This is a genomic window from Pseudoalteromonas sp. PAST1, from assembly GCF_021532515.1.
Lineage (GTDB): Bacteria > Pseudomonadota > Gammaproteobacteria > Enterobacterales > Alteromonadaceae > Pseudoalteromonas > Pseudoalteromonas simplex.
Genome location: NZ_JAKGBH010000033.1, coordinates 26,604 through 47,327 on the forward strand (window position 1 = coordinate 26,604; position 20,724 = coordinate 47,327).

Consider the following 20,724-nt stretch of genomic DNA (forward strand, 5'->3'; position numbering starts at 1 on the left):
TACCAAGTAACTTATGATAATTCAGATATTCTGTTTCAAATTTTCAAAAACACCTAAAAACCACCAACTAAGACGTTTAAATTAGATGCCCCATTTCATTTTACATATTCAATCACTCATTCCGGTATTTGGCCTGTAACCAAATCAATTGAATCCTAATACCGGAATGCTTTAACAAGTCATCTAATCCACCTGCTGGTAAATACATTTGAACTTTTAGCTATAAGCTTAATTCAGAAGTCGGGCAAAGAAACTTCACCGAAAAGCAAACAAGACATTCACTTCAAAGCTAAGAAGCTCCTTTATACGGACTATATGTTGTTCATTCTTCGGACGCATACGGTTGCATCGTGTGTCCGTTATACGAAGTGTAAATTCGTGTGACGAAATCCATTTAATGGACTTCATTAAGCTGGTGGTTAAAGATGATATATTTCCAAATTCATTGTTGTCGATGGAATATCATAATTTGTAATCAGTTGAATCCTTCCAAAATACGGAAGCTGAATACATCAAATTTAATCCGCCAAACGGAATGCTAATGCTAATCAACTGTCCGTAGTGTGGAGTGCAATCACATTTGTTTTATTCTTTAGACTTGTTAGATGTGTTGCCTTAATTTCATTTTGAGCTTGAAAGCAAAAGCAGTATTCTGGTTAGAATGCACGTCCGCTTTGCGGAGTAAGCTCCGTTCAATTCATAGACCACTTGCTCACCTCCCCTTCTAAATTACTAATCCAAGTGAATGGAAATGTATCAACATTGTTTTCCGAATTATGGAAGACGCCCATACCTTACAGACTCCATGATGCGGATTTGTCATCGAGTGATATATTTTGGTCAAAACTAACAATATTACTTATTGCGCTATTGTTCTGAAAATACCGCCAGACAAAGCCTCGGTTCATTATACGGAAGAATACTGGAAACTGTTTTTCCATAATGCGGAATTACCAAACAACAACGACATCCTTTAAGAGGAATAAGCTTAAGTTTACTATGGTTCATATGGCGGACTTTAAATGAGCTTATCTGAAGCTTCAGAGAACTTACAACTCATAAAATGCATATGAAGGATGAGTTAAACATATAGCGAACAATTTAACCGCTTTGCGGAAAGTGATTGTTATCTTTTAATGGCTAACACTATCCACTATACGGATTGTGAGCACTTAACTTTAAAAGAGGGTTATTCAAGTTCTAGTTTTTAGGTATGACCCTTCACATTCTATAAAATCTAAAATTGCTCATCATGACACCAAAGCTGCCTATAGCCACATGCTCATAAAATTTTGAGTAACCCCTCAGTTAGCTAAGGCTGGGTTTTTCTAAGTAAATAAATCAACACACAAAAGAGACGTAGAGTAGATTGATGATGTAAGCATCAAAGCTCTCAACTTTTAGATTTCAAGTAATATAAGTTAGTTTGCTACATATATGATGCAAAATTTCAATTTATTGCAGTAACCGTAAATGATATTTCTTTCCTGAACTATCTTCTTTAGAACCGTTTAAAACAAGGTGACTTAACGTTCACAGTTATTCTGTTGCATAAATTATGATGCAACCATTCAACATTTACAGTCGGTTTGACTACATGTTAAACCTGCCACAATAGCTCTCCAATTCATAAAAACGGGTTTTCTGCGTAGTTATGATGCAGAAAATAGTTTATTTAACCAATGTCATTCAATGACAAGTTTTTGCGTATCTATGATGCAAAAAACAATCTCCCTTCACAGTGTTCCTTGGCAGTTTCGCAACGCAGAAAACTTTTATTTGCGTCTAAATAGAGCAAGCCTTTTTATTGCTCTAGATTTATTTCCCAGTTACACCCTTGAGGTTTAATTCACTTCAACTTTCTGTTCGCCACACTTAAAAACGTGCTTTGGCTAATTTTTTTGAATATACGTTTGAAAATTCGGCTTTAGCTATCTTTTTGCAAAGCATAATTAAGTCTCAATTAAAGTTCGGGGTTAAAGATGCTGTCTACAGAAATAGAAGTGCTGAAATTAGTTTTAGAGGCTATCGAGGATGCTGAAAAACCAATTGTAGAAAGTGCGCAAGATATTTGTGATCAACACAAAAAAAGGAGAGTTCTTTTAGATCAAATTCATGGTGAGTCGGGCGATTTTAAAAAATCGACATTACAAGTAAAAGTTAGGCAGCGAAAAAACTCTGAAAAATTTTACATCACTTGGGTTTCTCATGAGTACTCACCTATCAAGAAAATTAATAGGCATTGGGGGAAAGAAATTCCACCAACAAAAAAAGGATATACCGAAAAACAACTGAGTAAAAATTGCGAGGATGGCCACGCAAAAATTAATTGGGAAACTGAAATGCAACTTGCTCCATTAAGGGAGTCACTTGAAGTGTTGCATTCATCCAGAGTTAGTTTGAAAAAGCAGATCTGCAAACTTTCTAAAACACTATTTACCGCTCCAGCTGAGGAAGAAAATCATGATCAATAATGACCAACTAATCCATAAAACATTTGTTACTAATATCCAGTTCAAATCACACACCATCCATAACTTTTGGAAAAACGAAGGTGACCGGACATTAAATATTTATGAACGCATTGGTTCATTATTAATGTTAACCACAACAGAAAATGAACTCTATTCGAAAGTAAGCGCTTGGGAGTCAGAGCTTGCTGATTGGTTTAACCAAGAAATCGAAAGTATACAAAAACAAAAAGAAGCATTTATGGAAAATGCCGGTTTAGAAGAATCACCAGAAGTTATGACACCAAGCTCTTATGAATCAAGCGTACCAGTTTGCTATCCAGTCACTTGGAAGTTACTAAATTTAATTCAAACTTTAGATAATGAAATCGCAGAATTAGAAAATCTTTGGTTAACCGGTTTTGTTACAGATTTAGGTCGTCATGAAAACAGCAATAGAGCGATTGGTCTATTACGAAAATTAGTAGCAAAAATTAGCAATGCTACATCACCTGGTAAAGACAGAAGTGGGGGTCGATTTAAATCCACCCAACTAATTTCGTTAATTCGAGGTGGCCTAGAGTTATATGTAGATGACAGCCTTATTTTAAAACAAAATGAAGAAATTAAAGCCAAAGCTTCAATTAAAAACACAGAAAAAAAGACTGACTCAAAATCCACTTCATTGGATAGCACTTCTGCAGACTCTAAGAACGAAACCGAACAGCCAAGCAACTCAAAAGTTAACGCAGCTTAAAATGACTAGGCGGGAAACCGCCTAATTTTTCCAGAGAGAAATATGAAGCTTTTACTTATTCCTTTTACTATTTTAATTAAGCTTTTTTTTAAAGTTCAGAAAAAGTATCTAATCGTTCAAAGTGAAAATGCCGCTCGCTTGATGAGAGATGACGCAAAGAAGTGCAATGTAGATCTTGATAGTTCGAATAGCCCAGAGTTAGTTAATCAGATCATTGATGATAATAAATATTTAATTGCTCAAACTCGCTACTGTTTTGGAAATTGCCATGATTGGGAAAAAGAGAACCTAACCTTTCAGGGTCTATTTATAGATACGATTAAAAACTACGCTAGATATTGTGGCAACCTTCCTGCTTCTGAGGGTTATCACCATGCTAAAGAGTTCGGCTTAATTGAACATAGTTTACAAGTAGCTGATTTGGCATTAAGGCAAGCAAAGTCTCAATTCCTCCCTCAAGAATTCCCTCTAGACATCGAGAGACAAAGAACAAAAAGATATCAGTACGCCGCATGGCTTTGCGGCTTAGTGCACGACGCAGGGAAGATGCAAACTGATATGGATATTTACGATAAAAGCAATCCAAATAATATCTGGATTCCAATTATAGAGGACCTTGTTAGTTGGAAAGAAAAAAACAAAATAACAAAAGTTGGCATTAGATGGAGAAAAGACAGAATTCATAAGGGGCATGAAGTTTCTCCGCAACCCATATTTCAACAAATCCTCACACCTGATGCAAAGAGGTACATAGGCACATGCCCTGGCAATTTGCTTGAAGATATAAGCACCACGCTTGCAAACTATCAAGGTATAGATGGCTATTTACAGAGAGCTGTTCGCTCAGCTGACTATGTTTCAACTGCGAAAGACATTCAAACAACTTGGGACAATGACCTTGGCGCAAGGAAGTCAGCATTACACGAGAAAATCCTCAAGCTAATGCAAGATAAAGCTAAAGTATGGCTAAAAGAAGGTAAAGCTATTGCTATTGATAACGAGATATACCTTCGGTGGCCTGAATGCTTCAATGAGTTAGCAAAGGAAATGCATCAATCAGATCCAACTGTTCCTAACAACCCAAGTCTTTTGCGTGAAAAAATGATGGATAGGGGCATTCTTCGTAAGCAAGAAAAAACTGATTACGCGCTCTTTTTTGAAACTGTTACTAACCTGTCTGAGGGTATTGATTTACTCATCAGTAAAAATCTTAAGGGCGGTATTGGCGTTATTCGTCTGGAGTGGCCTTTATTTTTGCTTAAAGGTGAAGTTATTCCACCAAACCGTTACGGGCTATTAAAACTCGACATGGGGCTAAACGCAGTCATCTACTCAAGTGAGGGTTACCGATACATAAGCGAAGAAAATGTTATTGCTCATGAGGCTGCGGCTCACTTAAAAGCTAATAGTGATTCTCTAGAAATGAAAGTTGAGCATTCGACAACAAAAAGTCCGCAAAAAAACGGCAAGCCTAATACCAGTAAAGCCAAAGGAGAAGCTACTGCAGAAGAGCCCATTAAGCCTAACAACCCATTTGAAAAAGCAAAAGCAGCTCAAAAGGATAGCCCAAACAAAGATAAACCTAAAAAGGAAAAACCAAAGAACACTAATGGTGAGCTGTTTGCTCCAACCAACCAACAAAGCGCAAAGGTACCGGAAAAGCAAATTAACGAAACAACACTTAAAAAAGCAGCCCCAAAACCTAAGAGTGGTATTAAGGTGACTTCAACGACCAAAGCCATTGAGTTCATAAAGACCTTAGAGCCGATTTTAATCGATGGTCAAAACTACTACCTTGTTGATGATAAATGGAAAGACAACCTTGACGACAATCTAGAAAACGAACTTGAAAAAGCGGGGCTTATCGAAAGAAAGCCACCAGCATTAATTCGTTACTTCATCATCAATAAGCGTAAATACGTTAAAGCGAAGTCGCTTGAATCAAGTCAAAACCAAAAAGCTGAAAAAAAGCCGAAATCAAATGAAAATCAGGATAGTTCAGATGTAACCGCGGCTGATAATACATCTCAGAAAGCAAAGTTAGATATTGAATCTCTGCTTGCTATTGGCTTAACCCCTAAGACTGCTGAATTATTATTTGGAAACATTATTCACGAAAAAGTTGAGTTAAGAGACGGCTTTTTAATTGCCCCTATAAGAGATAAGAAAACTCTTGTTAATGCCGTCACAAACAGCAAAGCCAGCGAAACAAATATCTTGTCGAGTTCAATCGTACAAGATAAGAATGACATACATATTAAGGTGAAACATGACGCAGGAACGTAGTAACCCATTATTCCACGAAAATTTATACCGCCCTGTATATGAACTAAATAAGGCTTACGCCTCTTTAGCCGCTGGTGTTGTAACCTTTACTTCAAGCGTTATTGAGAGTGAAGGCCATATCGGTATGGTGGGTTTTGGAATCACTACAATACTCACCGCTCAATGTGGACACTATACTTTAAAGGCAATTCCACTAGTCAAACGCCAGTGCAAAATCTTCTTCAACAAGATTGAATTCGAGGATATAAAAGCAATACGTCAAGAGCACATGGCTAAAGAGAATATCCTAAATCCAAACAACAAAAAGAAGGGAAATAACAAGATATTCATTGGAAATGGATTTGAATGGGGCGTGGAGCATGCAAATCGTTCATATCAAATACAAGGATTATACTCTGACAAACAAGAAGTGAAGCTTCCACTATTTCTTAAACCATTCGTTAAAAAATGGCGTAAAGAAACGTTAAAGCTTGGCGGTAAGCCATGGATTGATGGTGTCGGGGATGCCGAAAGGCAATACGTAGATGCTGAAACGTTCTTTGGCCACTCTATGATTATGGGCAATGTTGGTACCGGTAAAACAACAATGTTCATTTTGCTTAGCCTCGCGATGATCCACAAAGGCTATACCGTCATTGTATTAGACCCAAAAAACGACTCATCGTGGCGCAAAGCCCTACAAGCGGAAATGGAACATTTTGGTAAGGGCGAGCACTTCCACTACTTTCACCCTTCTAAACCATCTACATCTTGCACAATAGATCCGATTAAAAACTGGAATAGACCGACTGAGATAGCTGAACGTATCGCATCCATTATGGTTGAGTCGGGTAAAGAAGATAGCTTCATTCGATTCAACTGGAACGTCATAAACTCAACAGTTAACGCGATGCTTTATGCGGGCATACAACCACAAATCAAATCGATTGCTCGTTATGTGACAACAGGCAAAACCGCCTTAACTCAAAAGTGCCTTGAAAGACACTACGCTAAATGCTTAGGGGAAGATTGGGAGACTCAACTTAGCACCAAAATAAGCTCTTTCGGGAAAACTCGTTTAGAGCAAATGCTAAATTACTATCAACAAGTTATATCTCAACAACATCAATCACCAGAAGTGGATGGCATAATTCAGTTGCTTACGCACAACGCCGAGCATATGCAAAAGATGACAGCTAATTTACTTCCTATTTTTAGCGTCCTTACATCTACACCTATGGATGAGCTTATATCACCAGAAGAGGCGATAGCAGAAAGCTTAGATGCGCGTGATGAGGATACTAGATACGATACAGCTGAAAGTGAAAATATATATTACACATCAAATCACATTGAAGGTGTATCAAAGAAATCAGGGAAAATAAGAGAGAAAGACAGTCGTTATGTAGACACTTCAGACATCGTTGAAAATGGAGGACTACTTTACATGGCGCTTGATTCTCTCAGCGACACAAAGACAGCTGGTTATTTAAGTAAACTTGTTTTAGCTGACATTGCTGCTGTAGCAGGTTCACGATACAACTTCTCAGAAGGGAGAGGCCGTCGAGTAGCGGTGTTTGTGGATGAAGTACATGCAGCGATTGCTGGGAATGATGCTCTTTTGAACTTATTAGCTCAAGGTCGTGCAGCATTTATGCAAATGTTTATTGCAACCCAAACTAAAGCTGATATTGAAGCTAAAACAGACCCAGCTACTGCAAACCGTGTATTAGGTCTGTGCAACAACTTCTTCTCTATGAGAGCAAACGACACATCAACTCAAGAATATGCTTCCAGCCAATTTGGTGAAGTGCCAATAACCAGCCAACAAATCACTTTAGGTCAAAGTTCAGGGAACACAAACGACATGACTGACTTTGGTTCTTCATACGCTGAGAGGCTTACACAACAAAACGACAAAGCATTTAACGAAAGCCTACTTGGTTCGCTGCCTATTTTACAATATGTAGCACGACTTGCTGACGGCAGAACAATCAAAGCTAAAGTACCGGTAATACAACGATGAGCAGAGAAAAAGTATATAAAATTCAAAGTAGATGCTACAAAAAAAGCAATGTGAATAATTCACTTTCAGAAGATAACAAGCACATATACTCGGTCATCTACAAGAAAGCACCTGCTGTGGAAGAAACACTTCGATATTTGTTAGATTTTATTGGGGATGAATTGAAGCATCCACAACAAGATGTAGATCTATTTAATCACATCATTAACAAAGCTGGTCAGCACTCTCTTGTACATAGTTCACATCTGAGCCGAGCAGAGTTTTTTAAAGCCTTTCTCTTCACGGTTACAAGTGAACTTACAGCCGTACTCGATGTTATGGTCTACACAGGGGGGTCAGGCTCGTGTATTGCAGTATGGGACCCACTCTTAGAGACAATCAGCCAGTTTCTAATCACGCACAAGAACTCAGCAATACGCGCTAAACCAAACTTAATTGAAAAAGAGTTAAATCAAGATTCATTACTGATGATACAACACTTTCTACTGAGCAAGATTGTGAAGCGTTCACACCTGTTCTATTTCGGCATTCCTAATTTCGATGAAAGTAAAACCCTTACATTTAAGGAGGCGTTTTCGTCATGATTTATGAGAATGACAGCGAAGACCTATATAAGGATAAGTCTGGAGAGCAAAATAGAAAAAAAGAATACTCAAAGTTATTCATCTTTATTCTATTTGCGTTGGCAGCACAGGTTCTTGCTTTAAACCCCACCAGCTTTAACAGAATGCTAGAAAATGAAGTTAAAGCGAGCTACAAGGCCATCGGTGAAAAAAATTGGCTTAACCTTACAGATGCATCGTATAGGCACTACAACACAATCATTGTGAGGTCAGGATTTAAGCAGTATTTCTTAGACAAAGTAAATCGAGATACAGACGATAAAAACCCTTTAGCCAGGCTAACAGCAAAACTTTTGCCTTTAGTGAAAAGAGTAACAAACAACATACAAACGCTTACATACCAAATCTTACACAGAGCAAACCTTTTAATGATTTGGCTTTATATTTTAGTGCCTTTCGCACTTGCTCAACTAGTTATTGGTCTTTATAGCTGGAGAATTAGGGCTTATACATTCGGTAACAAAACTAAGACTCGTATGTTAGTTATTAAGAAACTAATCAAAGGTATTTTAGTAGGTATTATTGTCTATTTCGCCCTACCCAACTTTTACCCCACAGCTGGGGCATACATACCTTTTATTGCTTTATTATTTGCATCATTCCTAACATCTAGATACATAGCAACACTGCAAAAGCATATTTAGAACTAAGGGTGGGACTCTAAAGGAGCCTGTATATAACGGAGCATGTAACAGCTTAGTTAGTGTTACTGGTGTATTCTAAGCAGCGAAGTTTTTCATCGCCCTCGCTGATTAAAGCGAAACTTCAACAGCTGTTTAACAGATACCAAAGCAACACAACTATAACGCAGAAGTTTCTTGTTGGAGCTATAACCCCTCATATATACGATTTTGCCTAAGAAACTGTTGCCTGTTAAAAAAAGTCTGATAATTTGGGCAAGTGAACACTAAAAAGTACAATCAATGACTCATTTTTCTATAAAAAATTTCATGATGAACATGCCTTCTCAGCGAATGCTGGGAGGGATGGGTTGCGTATTCTAAATTATTCATTCACTGCATCACCATTCCAGAACATATTGTTGGAAAGGTGATGTTACTAAGCAGATATTAAGATCTCCTTTCGACCACTGTGATGGTATCTAAAGAGATTATATTATGAGCTTAAATCAATTAATTAACACTCTTTCCTCAGTATCAAGCAAGAAACCTTTTATAACGCCCCCTATTTTTTATGCCAATGGGGAACCACATTTAGGGCATGCATATTCAGGAATTATCGCTGATATATTTAACCGATTCTCTTTGTTGTTGGGAGTTGAAAGTAAACTAATAACAGGGACTGATGAACATGAGTAGATAATCGCGAACACAGCTCTATCTCGACAACAACCCATACAAGAATTTGTAGATGAGACCTCGGAGTCTTTTCAAATATTGTGGCCACAGTTATGGATAAAGCCTGATGTTTTTATACGTACAACATCTGAAGATCACAAAGCGCATATTCAGGATTTATGGAAAACTCTACAAAAACAAAATGATATATATCTAGGGCACTATTCAGGTAACTACTGCTAAGCATGTGAACAATATTATCCAGAACGTGAGCTGATCAATAACAATACCTGTCCAGTACACAAACGACTAGTAATTGATGTTGAAGAACAACCATCAACAATCCCCTCCATTATATACAGAAAAATTGGTTTCATTTACAGACACTATCAAACCTATATGGCGATTATGACTTATAAGATGTCTACAAATTGTCTTAATGTATTGGTTTTAGGTAGTAGCAGTTGCTACAAACTTACTCTTAATAGGTGGAGGAGATTTGTTTAATTAAGCGAAAAGACTATTATTGTTATTTACTAGAAATTACTCATGTTACCTTGCAAAGCGCTTTAGTTACACGAAGCTTGAATTTATAATTTTATCAACGCAAATCAATAAGTTAAACTTATTTTATTATTTTTTATGAATTCTCAGATCTTATGCCTTTCTTAGTTAGTTTGAAAAAGCCTAACTTGTTCTCAAAGTATTGAGACTCTCCCAATTCTTAACTAGGAAGTGGTCAACTATCAAAGATATTCTTCAACGAACCATACAAATCATTAATGTCGATAGGCTTGGCGATGTGGGAAATGAAGCCTTGAGCTAAATAGCCATCTACATCTTGTTTCATAACATTTGCGGTTAGTGCTATTACAGGTAGGCTAGGTTTTAGATCGCTGATAAGCCTTTGAGCTTCTGAACCATCCATGACAGGCATATGGATATCCATCAAAATTAAGTCATAAGTACCTTTTTCAACCGCATTCACTGCCAATTGGCCATTTTCTACTATTGTTAATTGAGCCTTTGTTGATTTCAGCATCGACTCTATCAATATTTTATTAATAGGATTATCCTCTGCTATTAATATTTTTTTATCGGCTAAATTGGGTGCTGATGGTGACTTTTGTGTTTTCGGTACCTTTACCATATCAACAGGCTTTAATGGTAATGTAACTTCAACCTTCGTTCCAACTCCCTCCGAGCTAGTAATTTCAATATTACCATCCATCATCTTTATCAGACTTAAAGCGATAGACATACCTAGGCCTGTCCCCCCATACTTCCTTGTTGTAGAAGTATCCGCCTGAGTAAATCTCTCAAATATTTTGGAAACAGCTTCTTCATTCATACCAATGCCGCTATCTATCACTTTAACAAGAAATGCGGACTGTTGACCTTCTCTATGACTGCTAACGCTTATTTTTACGCCTCCGGCATTAGTAAATTTAACGGCATTGGAGACAAGGTTTAAGAGAACTTGTTTTACCCTAACCAAGTCACCTACCCAATAATCAATGAAGCTATCATCCTTTTCGATTAAAAATTCAATTCCCTTACTAATCACAAGTGTTTCCATATCATACTTTACGGAATCTAAAACTTCTGATAATGAAAATTGCTCCTGCTCAAGAATCACATTATTAGATTCAATCTTTGAATAGTCTAAAATGTCATTGATTATAGTTAATAAAGACTGGGCTGAAAAAGTAGCATTGTTGAGCACTAGCTTTAAATCAGATGGTAACTCAGCATCCTTAAGTAGCTGTAATCCACCTAGTATTGCATTCATTGGAGTTCGTATTTCATGACTCATATTAGCTAAAAAATCGCTTTTAGCTCTTGCGGCACTTTCAGCTGCTTCCTTAGCGCTTGATAAAATCTGCATGGCAAGGGTTTTATCAGTAACATCATAATTAACACCAACGACTTTAATTGCATTACCGAAACTATCTCTTAGCACTTCTGCACAAGCTTTTAAATTCCTAATATCACCATTTGGATGAACCACTCTAAATTCTGGTTCATACACCTCAACGCCCTCAATCACAGCCTCTAACTTTGACTTAATGCACTCGATGTCGTCGGGGTGAACTCTGTTTATCCAAGTTTCTTTAGTACCTATTTCTTTTACACTGGCTTCTGTTGTTCCATAAAGCCTATACATCCACTTATCCCAGTCTAACTCTCCTGAAATTAAATCCCATTCCCAAACTACAATCCCTGCGGAGTCATTAGCAAGTTGAAGCCTCAATGCCAAGCTCTCAGCTTTTTCTTTAGAAAGTTGTATCTGTGCTTCAGTTTCTTTTTGTGCTGACATATCTTGCACAATTGACCAAATAGAGGCTTCACCGTTGCTATGACTAATTTTTATGCCTGATAACAATATAGGATAAGTTACGCCTGATTTATGTATGTATTCTTTAGGGTAAGGCCCATAACGACCAGTCTCATTTAACAAATCTAATTGCAAATACTCTTGCTCTTCATACTCTTTAGGAGTGAGTTGCCAATAATCCATTTGATTCAGTTCATTGATACTGTAGCCTGTGATATCACTGAATGATTTGTTTACAAATTCAAAACTACCGTCTTCAATTGAGTTTATAGCAATGCCTATAGGTGCAAGATTAACGAACTTCTCAAACTTTTGCTTTTCTTCTAGATAAGCTAGCTCAAACTCGCTTTTCTTGATTGACGCTTCGTGTAACTCATTTTGGGTATTTACCAGCTCAGAGATATCTCGACCAATTGCTAGAATTAATTGTTTATCCCTAACTGACAATGCAGTTAATGAAACTAAGCATGGGAAAGTAGAGCCATCGAGTCTAGCATGGGTCCATTGGAATAGTTGTGGTCCATCTGACATTGTCTTCATAATATACTTGTTAGCCAGCTCATCTGAACAGTTACCGCAGGGTTGAAACTTAGGTGATAACTCTGATGGGCTTAAGTTTATAAAATTGTGGCAGCTTTCAACACCGTGCATATCGATAGCCGCTTGATTACACTCTATAAACTTACCTGTCTTCAAATCTATTATAGATAACGCATCACCCGAGACTTCAAATAACTTCTTATATTTATCACGCTCACTGGTAATTTGATCGAGCATCTTTTTTAGCGCTTTATTTTCCGCCTCTAAATCAGATCTATTTGAAGCCACTTTGATTCCTGTTGTACTCATTGATAAGTTCAAAAACAGTATAGCCGTACGATGTAAATGTATAAAGCATAAGAGTTAAGTTGTAACTACATGCTATATTAAGTCGAACGACTGCAAAGACAGGTATGATGCTAGGCAAAAATTATGCAACACTCAAAACGCTTGGCTTGTAAAAAATATATTTAAGTATTTCCTGATTTTTTTTAAAAGTAAGGCGCTATAAATAAAACAAAAAGGTTAACTTCAACAACGATGCGCTCTATAATCATTTAGGGTGAAACTAAAATAAAAAACAACCCTTAAGTACCAAAATGAGTTATTGAAAATATGAGATTGAAAATATCCCAGGCAGCAGCAAGCATGTTTTACAGTGCCATTATGAATTTCTTCTTAATTCTGCCTGTACTAGGATTGACGGAATCTATTTTAAGCAATAATGAGCTGATGTATGTTACAACGCCAATGACAGCTCTTATATCTGCTACATGTTATTTAATGCTCCATCTCTTAAAAAATGCGAAGCTTAGTGAAAAAGCCCTAAAAGCCTTATTACCACTAACTCTAATTTTTTTCCTGGTTTTTACATTTCTTCAGCTTGCTTTTTGGCTGCATATGGATATAGCAATCCCCTTAGGCCCAATCGATAAAAGTCCATTCACTTTATCTCTAGCGCCAGTCTTTATGTTTGCTATTACTTCTGGGGTGTTTATCAAGCTAAAGTTTTCTAACGTAAGGAGTAATGAACTTAGAAGCATTCAAACTCTATCTCTCTTCATACTTACTTTAGGGTTAGTTGTTTGGTATCAAAGCTCTTTTTCTCTCATTAAAACAGAAGAAACGAATGCAAGAGAGAAAGTTAAGCTAATAGAAATAATGTTAAATAAGACACTTACAGATCAACAAAAATCTTTAAGCAGAATAATAGCAAGAGCCGAAAACTTAAATCCAACTGAGTTCAACAAATTAATTAAAACGGACACACACCATTACACTACAGACTACGAAATGGTAAAAGGGATCTTGGTCTTAGATGATAATCTCAAACTAGTTTACGGAAATGAATTTGCAGAAAATTTTTACTACACGGGTAAACTTGAAAAGCCAACTATAAAAAGTTGGTTGTTAGAAAAGTCAAAAGTTACAAATTTTGCGGCCAACTCTCTGACCCTTAAAACTGAAACGCCAGTACTAATGTTTCATGCCATAACTAATCTTGATGGGGATAAAGTCAGACACATCATTATGTTAGTTGACATGAATCTACTATTCGAAAAGAATTACCTAGACTACCTAAGTAAATACGACACTTTTATTGAATTAACTCCAGAGTTATTTTTCTCTATCGACATTGAAAATAGCACAAAAGAAAAACTTCTGGATATCAAAGCGAAGTATAATCACTTCATTACCGATAAGATTACTATTAAGGAACTTATCACACACCGGGTATTTAGCTTTATCAGTAATTATCAAACAATCCATTTCAATACTGTTATTACTCAACTGACACTATGGCTTACGTTTTTATTTCTATTTGTAGTTATTTTAATAGCCGACGCATCAAGAGAATCCGCTTTAAGAGCTAAATTTGATGAAGTCACTGGCTTATTAAGATTGAACTCTCTTCGCGATGAATTACGAGAATTTAAAGGCATTGAGCAATTTTCAGTATTTATTTTGAAAATAGATTTATTTGAATCAATTATCAGCTCCTTAGGACATGAAGTTTGCGATGAAATTTTAAGAGTAGTTGCCTGTAGGATCAAAGCAACCATGCGAGGTAACTTTGTTTTATCTAAAGGCTTTGGGGATTCATTTGTTATTTACTTATTTGAAAAACCGAGTGACAAGAACAGTGAATGTTTAACACAATTACTGAATGAAATATCTAGAACATATGAAGTCAATAATTTAAAAATTAATCTTACAGCTAGTGCAGGCTGCGTTAGTTATACCACTCCAGCTGATATAGACATAAAACATAACCTCCATCAAGCTAATATAGCTTTGGCTCAAGCTATTCAAAGGGGTGGAAATCAACCCGTTTTATTCCAAGCAGCAATGGAGGATGAATACAAGGAGGCTGTTGACATAAGGAATGCTTTGTTTGGGGCTATTAAAGACAATCAGTTCTCTGTTTTTTATCAACCAATCCACAAGCTTGAGGACGAAAGCGTTGTTGGTGTTGAAGCCTTAATTCGCTGGGAGCACAATGATAAATGGATTTCACCCGCAAAATTCATACCTATCGCAGAAACAACCGAGCAAATAGTCCAGATAGGAGATTTAGTTTTACAGCGTGTAATTAGTGATATTAATCGCTCACCTGCACTTCAAAGAATCAAAGTTGCTGTAAACTTTTCAGCTAAACAAATTATTAAGCCTGATTTTCTAAACAACTTAATTGATCAAATAGCAAATAGCGCTGCTCAATTTAATAACTTTACAGTAGAGGTCACTGAATCATCTCTTCAGGATAAATCACTTGTAAGTCAAACTCTTCAGGCTGCTATGAACAAGGGAATTAACATTGCTATTGATGACTTTGGGACTGGTTACTCTAGCTTATCATCTCTTGCGAACCAGCCATCAAACATCATTAAAATTGATCGAGAATTCACCTTTGGCGCAGAGATACCTTCAAAAGAGCAACGCCTATTAGATACAATAATCAATGCCTGTATCGATTTAGATAAAGCTGTCGTAGTGGAAGGTGTCGAAGGTAGAGAATTGATTAGTTATTTAAGAAAGTTTAAAGAGATTAGGATCCAAGGATATTTTTATTCAAAGCCCTTACCTTTGGAAGAATTAATCGAATACATCCACAACCATAAAGTAAAAAAACTATAGGCAACAAGCCATTTATTTCAACAATTACAAATTTCACGTAATCTTAAACACATAGCTTAATTTTAAAATTAAGCTTTCTCTCATTCTTTCATGAAGTGAGACCAACTAACGTAAAAATAAAACACGCCAATTAAATATCAATTTCCACTATTTTTATTCAAATTTAAATAAAAATCCGGCTTTATGCTGTTTTTAAGAGTTTAAGATTAATTCGACTTTAACGTTGAACATTAACTCTTAAGAGGTTTAAAAATGGAACTAACCAACCAATCAAGCATTGTTGAAGCACCAACAATCACTAAAAAAATGTCTACAGCTAAAAAAGCGACCATCGCACTGATGGTATTCTTTTTAGCTCTGTTAATTTCACAAGGTGTAATGGCTGCGGCCCCAACTTCTGGTGACTTCCTATACGGAGTTTACAATGAAGTAGTTGGCTGGTTAACCGGCGCACCTGGCATCATCATTTCAATTTTCACATTTGGCTTTGCTGCTTTCCAAGGCATTATGAAGCAGAACTATGCTACTTGTGTGGGCGCATTCCTTATAGCACTGCTATTTGCAAATGCACAAGATGCTGTTGAGTACTTCCTAACGGCTTCAGTTGGAGTGCTTTAAACCATGGAAACGCCCAATCGCTACCGCTGCAAGACCCACATCAACCAACCGCTATTAATCTTGTTTGTATTTACTAAAGAGCAAGTAATACCGTTGATGGCCGCAGTAGCGATTGGCATGGTGACCAAACAGACCTTTATCCTTGTATGCCTAGCCATGGCATACATTTATATCTCTCAAAAGGTTAAAGGCCGATTCCCTAAAGCCTATGTTAAACACAAGCTTTGGTCTTATGGGTTCATCTTAACCAATCAAAGCAAATCAATTGCAGATCCAGTTAAACGTACATACCACCGCTAAGGCAAGAAAATGCTTGATGATAAATCCGCTTCAGTTCGAAGCTTCAAATCGATGGTTGCATCTAACAACATAAGCCGAGTAGCTAACCTATTTTTATCCATTACAGTTGCTCTAAGCGCTTTAACACTGTTTTTCAAAGACAGTGAAGTCGTTGTTATCCCAGAACAGAATTACTTTGGTGAGCTTACAATTCAAGGCGATAAAGCTAACCAGAATTACCAACAAGCATGGGCCTACAGCGTTTCTACTCTAATAGGCAACATTAACTCGCAAAACATCGATTTTGTAAAAAAGATAATGATGAAAATGTTATCTCCACAACTACAAGTTGAAATCGAGCCAATGCTAGATAAACAAGCTGAAATGATAAAAATGCGTGATATACGACAAGTTTTTATTGCCGACGACCTAATTCATGAACCTGAAACTGATTTAATCACCATTTGGGGCCAAAAAATCACTTTCATTGGTGGAGAACCCAAAGCAGATACGAAGTGGAGCTACGAATTTAAGATCACCGCAAGAAATGGAAGACCTAAAATCACCCACTTAGATCAATATCCGGGCACCCCAAGAAAGCGAAAACAAGCGATGGAAGCGCGTGGCGATGCTGAACCGGGAACTTTAGAGTCGCAACCTTACTATGACAGTGAGCTGGAGATAGGGGTACTAGAAGCGGCAAAAGAACTGAAAGTGAAAGAACAACAGGAGAGCAACTAGATGAAAATGAAATCAATACTTTTAGCCATTGGTTGTGCGTCTAGTACATTCATCTTCGCTAATGATGCAACTGAAAATCCAAGCAATACATTCAAGCTACCAACAGAAGTAGTAAATGAACAACCTATTCCGGTTACAAAACAAGCCATATTTGAAGCGACTAAAAGCGGCATTAAATTAGATAGTCGAAGTGAGCCTGCAATGAAAACAGTCTCACCTCAAGATGAAATCAATCAAATTGCCGATAACGTAAAACCAAACGGAATGATGAATGAAGCTGACTTTAACCAATACCAGCAGCCACAAACTGCACAGTCAATTCGCTCAGGAAATGGGTACTCATTCCTAGATATCGTTAAATCAAAATACAAGCCAACCCAAAACCTTAGCAACCTTGAACCGGGTGCTAATATCGCTATACCTGTAGCCGTCGGCTTGACGAACCCAATCATAACTAACTTTAAGATGGTTGCCGCTAGAACCCACGACGAAGAATCAGTCATTGAATTAGAAGATGGCCGTTTATACATCACTTTAAACTCACTTAAGCCTGTTGCTTTAATGTTGTTTGAAGAAGGTGTGCCAGAGTCAATGATTAATCTTACATTGGTACCAATGGAAGCGATGCCCGTTGTTGTAAATATCGATGTGAATCTTTCAAAAACGATGCAATACAAAGGCGCAAATCACAGAGCGGAAATAAAAGAGCAAGAAGCGTTAACTGAAGCGTCTTTAACTGAAGGCCACGTCGCAAATGTTGAAACAGATCGAGTGGCGCGTATTAAGCAAATTCTAAAACCTGTTGGTAAAGGTGAAATACCACAAGGTTTCTCACTTTCTCATGATGTATCAAAAGCGATGCACCAACCTTGCGGCTTAACCATTAGTCAGCAAGTACTACAGCGAATTGTCGGTCCAAGAGAAGTTGTTGATGTAGTCAGAGTCCAAAATACAACTACTCGCCCCTATACAATTCGTGAACAAATGTGCGAGTCACGTGATGTTATGGCCGTTGCCATTTACAACAAATCACTACTTCAACCTGGCGAAGCAACAGAAGTTTATATCCTGCGACACAAATTGCGCCAAAGCATTGTTAACACTAACTCTAAACGTCCTCGTGTAATCAACTAAGGCTGGTGGAAATGAGCATTAAAAAACAATGGGAAAATCCCAAAGTTAGAAAGTTTGCAGCAATACTGGTGATTATTCCTATTGCGTTCTTTGGTTATAAGTCGATGTCTTCGAGTGATAATAAAACCAGTCTGCAGGACAGAATTGCAGCAAGACAAGCTGAAGACCGCCTTGATGGAAAGGGTAAAGTACGCGGGCTATTTGATTCTGAAAGCATTGCTAACATCGATAAAAACGAATTCGACGAAATCTATGACAAGTCTGTAGACTCAATTCGCAGAAAAGAGCGTGAGGTATATACAGAAAAAGAGCGTGTACTTGAGATGGTTCAGCAACAGCAGCAAAGCATCGATGACCTGACGCTAAAATTGAAAGATTACGAGCGCCAACTGGAAGTTCGCGATAGAGCATATGCAAATACCCAACATAATAGACAATCAAATGGTGGCTCACGCTCAAATTACAACACTTCATACTCTGGTGCAGAGCAAGGGCAACAAGCTATAGCTGATGCACCACAACAGTACGATGAGAGGGTCTTTGACAGAACCCCTACTCAGCTTGTTACTGCAAAACCACAAATCGAAGGCCGTGTTATTAGAACTATCACCCAACGCAGCGTTCGAAGTATTAAGAGTTCGGGTGTTGTTGAAGAAAAACAGCAAAAAGATTTATTGATCACACAACAAAGTCTAAAACCTGAAAAAGAGGTCCAAAAGAAAAGCGATCCAAATGAAGGTGGACTAATTGATTCTGACGAGGGTGTTGTTTACTTGCCTGCAGGCTCATTTTTCTCTGGTGTTTTACTTACTGGTTTGGATGCTCCAACACAGCTTGCAGCCAAGTCTTCTCCTATGCCGGTTGTTATCCGAGTTAAAAAAGAAGCTATCTTGCCTAACCATTTCACTTTAGATATTCGCGAGTGTCACGTTATTGGCCAAGCAATCGGGGATTTATCAAGCGAAAGAGCGCATATACGCGCACAATCAATTACATGTGTACGTAATGACGGTAAGAGTGTTGAAAGCGCGATTCAAGCGAATGCAGTTTCTGACTTTGATGGCAAACTTGGTATAGCCGGCAGACTTGTAAGCAAAAATGGTAACCTCTTAGCAGGCTCTATGGCAGCTGGATTTATGAGTGGCATTTCTGAAGCTGTTGCACCTCAACGAACTACATCAATCAATACGTCTGGTGGTGATAGAGCGGTATGGGAATCAGTAGACTTAGGCTCCGTTGCTTCCGCTGGTGTGTTCCAAGGCTCAGCTGATGCTATGGATAGACTAGCTGAATACTACATCGCTTTAGCAGAACAGATTCACCCAGTAATTGAGATATCACCGGGACGTTCAATTACATTCGCTGTGCTATCTGGCACTAAACTAAAATTAGGTGATTAAACAATGAATGACTATATAAAAATGATTCTTATCAGCCTAGTAATGTCAGCCTTAGCATTTTTTGCTGGTGTATCTTACACAAAAGCAGTAAGCGAAAAATCGATGATTGAAGTAACTGATTTAATTGCAGGTTATGCGAAAGTTCAAACGTTTAATCCAGAAGAAATTTCAAAGCGCATTACATCAGAGGGGGCTACACCTGCAGAGCTGGCATCTTATATCGAGCGTTATATTAAGCTCCATCAGCTCAAAGGGGTAATGCTTATTGATGAAAGTTATGTAGTTGCAAAGCCTAATTTCTCATCATCTGCTACGCTTACTATGAGCGAGCTAAATAACCTTAGTGAAAAGTACAATATTAAAACTGAAATAGATTATGACTCACTCCTTAGTGAATTCAATAAAACAATTAAAAGCGCCAAGAATTACACAAATTAGATCCCAACTAAAAACCGCCTCATCATTTTGTAGGCGGTTTTTTTTGATCTATGTCCTATTCTTAATATCAAATTCATTGGATTTACATCAGGTGTTAATTAACCACGAGAGCAATTTAAAAAACAACGCGATAGCTTTCTCTACTGATATATAATATTAATTCTAAAAATAATTATGATTCACTAATCGCGAATTCAACCCCGAAGTGCACCACTCGCTAAATTAGGCCGCATTGCGTAATTCGTTAAACACAACGACAGGCTGTTTGTAACCTAGGCACTTTCTAGGTCTGGCGTTTAGCGCACGTTCTACATCGGCCTCCTGCTTATCCGTGACCGTTCTTAAATCCGTGCCTTTGCGTATGTACTGGCGCAGTAAACCGTTGAAGTTTTCATTCAACCCGCGCTCCCATGAGGAATACGGATTAGCGAAATAGATATCCGTATTGAGCTTATCTGCAACTAACTCGTGGTTACAGAATTCGCTGCCATTATCAGCGGTTATCGTATGCACATGGCGGCGATATCGCCACAACATGCCTATCATAGCTCGGCTTACGTCTGCCGCGCTCTTTGCTGGCACTTTACGTATTAAATAAAGCTTGCTTTGGCGTTCAACTAGGCTGACTATGGCACCCGTTCCATGCTTACCCAGTACGGTATCAGCTTCCCAGTCACCG

15 protein-coding genes and 1 pseudogene are annotated in these 20,724 nt (G+C 37.7%); 14 read left to right on the forward strand and 2 right to left on the reverse strand.

The genetic code is table 11. The features are described from left to right. Nucleotides 1-1,982 precede the first annotated feature (1,982 nt). The 7 genes and pseudogenes from mobI to L1272_RS15810 all read left to right on the forward strand — a co-directional run bounded on the left by mobI (nucleotide 1,983) and on the right by L1272_RS15810 (nucleotide 9,662). The gene (gene mobI / locus L1272_RS15780; RefSeq protein WP_118845363.1) at nucleotides 1,983-2,474 is read left to right on the forward strand and encodes a conjugative transfer protein MobI(A/C); all 492 of its coding nucleotides are present in this window, start codon (nucleotides 1,983-1,985) and stop codon (nucleotides 2,472-2,474) included. Next, complete coding sequence (locus L1272_RS15785; protein ID WP_063528494.1) at nucleotides 2,464-3,207, forward strand: hypothetical protein; 744 nt, start codon at nucleotides 2,464-2,466, stop codon at nucleotides 3,205-3,207. The genes mobI and L1272_RS15785 overlap by 11 nt, the downstream gene beginning before the upstream one ends. A gap of 42 nt (nucleotides 3,208-3,249) precedes the next feature. Then, on the forward strand, nucleotides 3,250-5,493 hold the full coding sequence (gene mobH / locus L1272_RS15790; RefSeq protein ID WP_235373822.1) for a MobH family relaxase: 2,244 nt from the start codon (nucleotides 3,250-3,252) through the stop codon (nucleotides 5,491-5,493). After that, nucleotides 5,477-7,498, forward strand: a complete 2,022-nt coding sequence (locus tag L1272_RS15795; RefSeq protein ID WP_063528343.1) for a type IV secretion system DNA-binding domain-containing protein — start codon at nucleotides 5,477-5,479, stop codon at nucleotides 7,496-7,498. Before mobH ends, L1272_RS15795 begins: the two co-directional genes overlap by 17 nt. Continuing rightward, complete coding sequence (locus L1272_RS15800; RefSeq protein WP_235373823.1) at nucleotides 7,495-8,082, forward strand: hypothetical protein; 588 nt, start codon at nucleotides 7,495-7,497, stop codon at nucleotides 8,080-8,082. The genes L1272_RS15795 and L1272_RS15800 overlap by 4 nt, the downstream gene beginning before the upstream one ends. Continuing rightward, on the forward strand, nucleotides 8,079-8,765 hold the full coding sequence (locus L1272_RS15805) for a DUF4400 domain-containing protein (RefSeq protein WP_235373824.1): 687 nt from the start codon (nucleotides 8,079-8,081) through the stop codon (nucleotides 8,763-8,765). Before L1272_RS15800 ends, L1272_RS15805 begins: the two co-directional genes overlap by 4 nt. Nucleotides 8,766-9,239: 474 nt before the next feature. Continuing rightward, nucleotides 9,240-9,662: pseudogene (locus L1272_RS15810) on the forward strand (class I tRNA ligase family protein). A 496-nt stretch (nucleotides 9,663-10,158) separates the two neighbouring features. Here L1272_RS15810 and L1272_RS15815 read toward each other — a convergent pair. Then, a complete protein-coding gene (locus L1272_RS15815) occupies nucleotides 10,159-12,606 on the reverse strand; it encodes a PAS domain-containing hybrid sensor histidine kinase/response regulator (protein WP_235373825.1) in 2,448 nt (815 codons plus the stop codon). A gap of 306 nt (nucleotides 12,607-12,912) precedes the next feature. Between L1272_RS15815 and L1272_RS15820 the strand changes: the two genes are divergently transcribed. From L1272_RS15820 to L1272_RS15850, 7 genes are all read left to right on the forward strand, one after another. Continuing rightward, a complete protein-coding gene (locus L1272_RS15820) occupies nucleotides 12,913-15,435 on the forward strand; it encodes a putative bifunctional diguanylate cyclase/phosphodiesterase (protein ID WP_235373826.1) in 2,523 nt (840 codons plus the stop codon). Nucleotides 15,436-15,687: 252 nt separating this feature from the next. Next, nucleotides 15,688-16,053, forward strand: coding sequence for a hypothetical protein (locus L1272_RS15825; RefSeq protein WP_036973921.1), 366 nt, complete (start codon nucleotides 15,688-15,690; stop codon nucleotides 16,051-16,053). 3 nt (nucleotides 16,054-16,056) lie between these two features. Then, the gene (locus L1272_RS15830) at nucleotides 16,057-16,353 is read left to right on the forward strand and encodes a type IV conjugative transfer system protein TraL (protein WP_036973922.1); all 297 of its coding nucleotides are present in this window, start codon (nucleotides 16,057-16,059) and stop codon (nucleotides 16,351-16,353) included. Between the two features lie 9 nt (nucleotides 16,354-16,362). Next, a complete protein-coding gene (locus tag L1272_RS15835; protein WP_036973924.1) occupies nucleotides 16,363-17,073 on the forward strand; it encodes a TraE/TraK family type IV conjugative transfer system protein in 711 nt (236 codons plus the stop codon). Further along, nucleotides 17,074-18,207 carry a TraK domain-containing protein gene (locus tag L1272_RS15840; RefSeq protein WP_235373827.1) on the forward strand — a complete coding sequence of 378 codons (1,134 nt, stop codon included), beginning with the start codon at nucleotides 17,074-17,076 and terminating at the stop codon, nucleotides 18,205-18,207. Nucleotides 18,208-18,218: 11 nt separating this feature from the next. Continuing rightward, nucleotides 18,219-19,607, forward strand: coding sequence for a TraB/VirB10 family protein (locus L1272_RS15845; protein ID WP_138534003.1), 1,389 nt, complete (start codon nucleotides 18,219-18,221; stop codon nucleotides 19,605-19,607). Nucleotides 19,608-19,610: 3 nt separating this feature from the next. Then, entirely contained in the window at nucleotides 19,611-20,045 is a 435-nt protein-coding gene (locus tag L1272_RS15850) for a hypothetical protein (RefSeq protein ID WP_235373828.1), read from the forward strand. A 222-nt stretch (nucleotides 20,046-20,267) separates the two neighbouring features. Here L1272_RS15850 and L1272_RS15855 read toward each other — a convergent pair. Then, nucleotides 20,268-20,724, reverse strand: a 457-nt coding sequence (locus tag L1272_RS15855) for an IS30 family transposase (protein WP_235373829.1), incomplete at its 5' end; no start/stop codon positions are given.